Here is a 3,934-nt window from a genome sequence, read left to right on the forward strand (position 1 = left end):
GCTCTCGGTCGGCGGCTCCGGCCTGTCGCCTTCCGTCTTCGTCGCTTTGGTCGACGCGCTCAATGCCGGCGTCCATCCCGTCATGCCGTCGCTCGGCTCGATCGGCGCCGGCGACCTGGTGTTGATGACGGCACTCGCCCGCATGCTCACCGGCGAAGGCGAAGCCGACTATCAGGGCCGTCGCATGCCGGCAGCCAAGGCGCTGATGATGGCGCGCCTCGCCCCCATCAGCCTGGCGCCCAAGGACGGCCTGTCGCTGATCAACGCCTCGGCGGTATCCGCCGGCAGCGGCGCGCTTGCGGTGACGGATGCGCTGTCCGCCCTTGCCCAGCAGCAGCAGGCCGGCGCGCTGACCATGGAAGGTTTTGGCGCCAACCGCACCATCCTCGATCCGCGCCTGCATATGGCGCGTCCGGCGGCAGGCCAGCAGCAAGCAGCCAAGGTGCTGCACGATCTGCTCGTCCGCGACGAGGCGCCGGCGCCGACCACCTTGCAGGACCCGCTGTCGATCCGCTGCATGCCGTCGATCCATGGCGCGCTGATCGAGGCGATCGGTCAGGCGAGACAGGCTGTCGAGATCGAACTCAACGCCGCCGCCGACAACCCGCTGGTGCTGGGCGATGATGAGCTGGTGCTGTCGACCGGCAATTTCCACACAGCCTCGCTGGCGCTCGCCTTCGAGACGCTCGGCCTGGCGATCGCCCAATGTGCCGCGGCCAGTGCAGCGCGCTTCATCCAGCTCACCGGTTCGGGCCGCAATGGCCTGCCGAAATATCTGTCGCCGGTCGGCGGCGCCTCGGCCGGCCTCGTACCGCTGCAGAAGACGGTGACGTCGATCCTGGCCGCCATCCGCCACAAGGCCAATCCGGTGATGCTCGACTTCCTGGCCGTGTCGGAAGGAGTCGAGGATCACGCCACGCAGACGCCTCTGGCGGTGGCAAAATGCGCCGGGATGATTGCGCTGTGGCGCCGCCTGATCGCCTTCGAATTGATGGCCCGCACAGGCCATCGACCTGCGCGACGGCTTCACATTGGCGCCACGCACCGCCGCAATTCACACGGCGATACGCTCGCTCGTCCCCATGCTGAAAGAGGACCGGCCGCTCGGTATCGACGCCGAGACGCTTTACGCCGCGCTCGCCGGCGGCAGTTGGCCGGCCTGACGTGGCTTCTCAGAAGACGATGGTCTTGTGGCCGTTGAGCATGACGCGGGCTTCGAGATGCAGCTTGACCGCGCGCGCCAGCACCCAGCTTTCGATGTCGCGCCCGACTGCAACGAAATCCTCGGCGCTCATCGCGTGGGTGACGCGTTCGGTCTCCTGGTCGATGATCGGGCCCTCGTCGAGGTCGGAGGTGACGTAATGCGCCGTCGCACCGATCAGCTTGACGCCGCGGTCGAAGGCCTGGTGATAAGGCTTGGCGCCCTTGAAGCTCGGCAGGAAGGAATGGTGGATGTTGATCGCCCGTCCGAACAGCCGGTCCGACAGGCCTTTCGAGAAGACCTGCATGTAGCGCGCCAGGATGACCAGTTCGGCCCCTGTCCGCTGCACCAGGTCCAGCAGCTTCTGTTCCTGTTCGGCCTTGTTCTCCCTGGTGGTCGGCCAATGGTGATAGGGAATGCCTTCCAACTCGGCGAAGCGGCGGGCATCCTCGTGGTTGGAGACGACGGCGGCAACCTCCGCGTTCAGCCAGCCGACCCTGATCTGGTACAGCAGATGGAGAAGCGCATGGTCGAACTTGGAGACCATGACGATGATCTTCGGGCGGCGCCCCTGATCGACGAGCGCGGTCTTCATGCCGAAGCGGTCGACGCTTGATTTCAAGGCCCGCTCCAGGCTGTCCCTGGTCGAGCCTGGCGGGCTGATGAAGGCGATCCGCATGAAAAAGCGATTGGTCTGCCGGTCCCAGAACTGGCTGCTTTCGGCGATGTTGGCGCCGGTCGCGGCAAGCTCCGCCGTGACGGCGGCGACGATCCCCGGCCGGTCCTCGCAGGAAAGCGTAAGAATATGAACCGGCGCGGCGTCGTCCGTCGCATTATTGTCTTGAGATTTCACGCCCTGTCGACCCTTTTCATGAACAGGCTGAGCTCAGCCGGATCCATATGCACCACATGCTTGTCTTCGGGATAGGCGAGACTGTTGACATCGGTAACATACTCCGAGAACGCGGCGATGCGCTCGGCCTGCAAACGATCATATTCGGCGGCGAAATTGCGATAGACCTTGGAATGGCGAGGCATGTGGCCCCGGTTCTGGCCGAGGATGTCGTCGGCGAACAGATATTGCGCATCGCAACCGGTGCCCGCCCCCATCGACAGCATGATCAGCGATGTGCGTTCCGAGATCGCCTTGGCGACCTCGACCGGCACCACTTCGATCTCGGCGCCGATGGCGCCGGCGGCCTCCAGCTGCTTGACCGCCGCGAAGATATCCATGGCGGTGTCGGCGGTCTTGCCGACGGCTTTGAAGCCGCCGGTCCAGGTTGCGCGGGAAGGAATGAGGCCGACATGGCCGATCACCGGGATATTGTCGTCCGCCATCCGCTTGATGGTGGCGTAGCCGGCGCTGCAATAGACCGCGTCGGCGCCGGCCTTGTAGAGCCGGAAAGCCCAGCGCACGAAATCGTCCGCCGTTCCGATCTCGTAGAAATTGTCTCCCGGCATGGTGAACAGGCTGGGGGCGGCGTCCCGGTATTGCGGGTTGAGCACCAGTTCGGGCGGCACCGAGACGATGTCGACCCCTGCGCGCTCCGCGGCCTCTGCCTCGTCCATCGTCAGCACGCGCAACATGGTCAGCTGGCGCTTGCCTTTCATGGCGCGCAAATCCGCCACCGTCGGTCTTTTTCGGCTCATCAACAGGGTTCCCTCAGTTGCATTCGGCGGCAGGTCAGCCGATCTGGATCATCACTTTGCCAGCCTCGACCTTCACTGGATAGGTGGCGAGATTGACGCACACCGGTGCGCCTCGGGCCACACCCGTCTTGTAGTTGAAGCGGCCATTGTGCTTGGGGCATTCGATGATGTCGTCCATCACCAGCCCATCGGCCAGATGCGCCTTCTCATGCGTGCAGTACCCGTCGGTTGCGAAGTACTCGTCATCGGGACTGCGATAGATGGCGAAGGTACGGCCGCCATGATCGAAGCGGATGACATCCTCTTCCTCGACATCGTCGACGCCGCACGCTTCAACCCAGTCGGCCATCTCTCGTCTCCTGCAACTCTATTCCGCCGCCGCCGGAACGGTCAGCGCATGGAACTCGTCCCGGTATGGCTTGGCCGTCGGCGGCAATTCACGCTTGAGAAAATAGTCCTCGTACTGAAGCTGCTTCAGCAGCACCGGCCAGACCTCGCGATAGGCATGCCACATCGAAGGGTTCGGCTCGGGCAGATCGTGCTTGATTAATTCATGCAGCCTCGGCAGCGCGTGATACGGCACCATCGGGAACATGTGATGTTCGACATGATAGTTCATGTTCCAGTAGATGAAGCGGCTGATCGGGTTCATGTAGACGGTGCGCGTGTTCAGCCGGTGGTCGGTGACATTATCGGCGAGGCCAATATGCTGCAGCAGGCCGGTCAGCACCATGTGCCAGCTGCCGTAGAGGCGCGGCAGGCCGATCAGCACCAGCGGCAGGAACGACCATAAACAGAGCGCCAGCACGATCGTCGCGACATAGATGGCGACATGCCAGCGCGCGGCGGTGACCACCTTGTGAAGCTCCATCTCGGGGATAAAGCTTTTCTCGTCGGGCGAGATGCTGCCGAACGCATTGCGCACCAGCGTCGGCAGCGAATAGCGGAAATCGAGAATGCCGGTGAAGGCGAGTGCGGCGCGCAGCAGGTCCGGCGGACGCATCACCGCGATCTCGGCGTCGCGGCCGACGATGATCGTGTCGGTGTGATGGCGGGCATGGCTCCAGCGCCAGGTCACCGGGT

The 3,934-nt window shown here is 64.0% G+C and carries 4 protein-coding genes and 1 pseudogene; 1 reads left to right on the plus strand and 4 read right to left on the minus strand.

What is annotated here, in order from left to right; genetic code table 11:
• A pseudogene (locus EN749_RS32240) lies at positions 1–1,163 on the plus strand (aromatic amino acid lyase); the annotation flags it as partial.
• A gap of 9 nt (positions 1,164–1,172) precedes the next feature.
• On the opposite strand, the gene purU reads toward EN749_RS32240, so the two are convergent.
• The 4 genes from purU to EN749_RS32260 form a co-directional block, all read right to left on the minus strand.
• Positions 1,173–2,054, minus strand: a complete 882-nt coding sequence (gene purU / locus EN749_RS32245) for a formyltetrahydrofolate deformylase (RefSeq protein ID WP_128364683.1) — start codon at positions 2,052–2,054, stop codon at positions 1,173–1,175.
• Positions 2,051–2,851: a 3-methyl-2-oxobutanoate hydroxymethyltransferase gene (locus EN749_RS32250; protein ID WP_128364684.1), complete on the minus strand. Its 801-nt coding sequence runs from the start codon at positions 2,849–2,851 to the stop codon at positions 2,051–2,053. Before EN749_RS32250 ends, purU begins: the two co-directional genes overlap by 4 nt.
• 34 nt (positions 2,852–2,885) lie before the next feature.
• A complete protein-coding gene (locus tag EN749_RS32255; RefSeq protein ID WP_013530832.1) occupies positions 2,886–3,200 on the minus strand; it encodes a MocE family 2Fe-2S type ferredoxin in 315 nt (104 codons plus the stop codon).
• 18 nt (positions 3,201–3,218) lie between these two features.
• Positions 3,219–3,934: fatty acid desaturase (locus EN749_RS32260; RefSeq protein ID WP_189367865.1), on the minus strand; the 716-nt coding region annotated here is incomplete at its 5' end.

This window comes from Mesorhizobium sp. M7A.F.Ca.ET.027.02.1.1 (assembly GCF_004022985.1).
GTDB lineage: Bacteria > Pseudomonadota > Alphaproteobacteria > Rhizobiales > Rhizobiaceae > Mesorhizobium.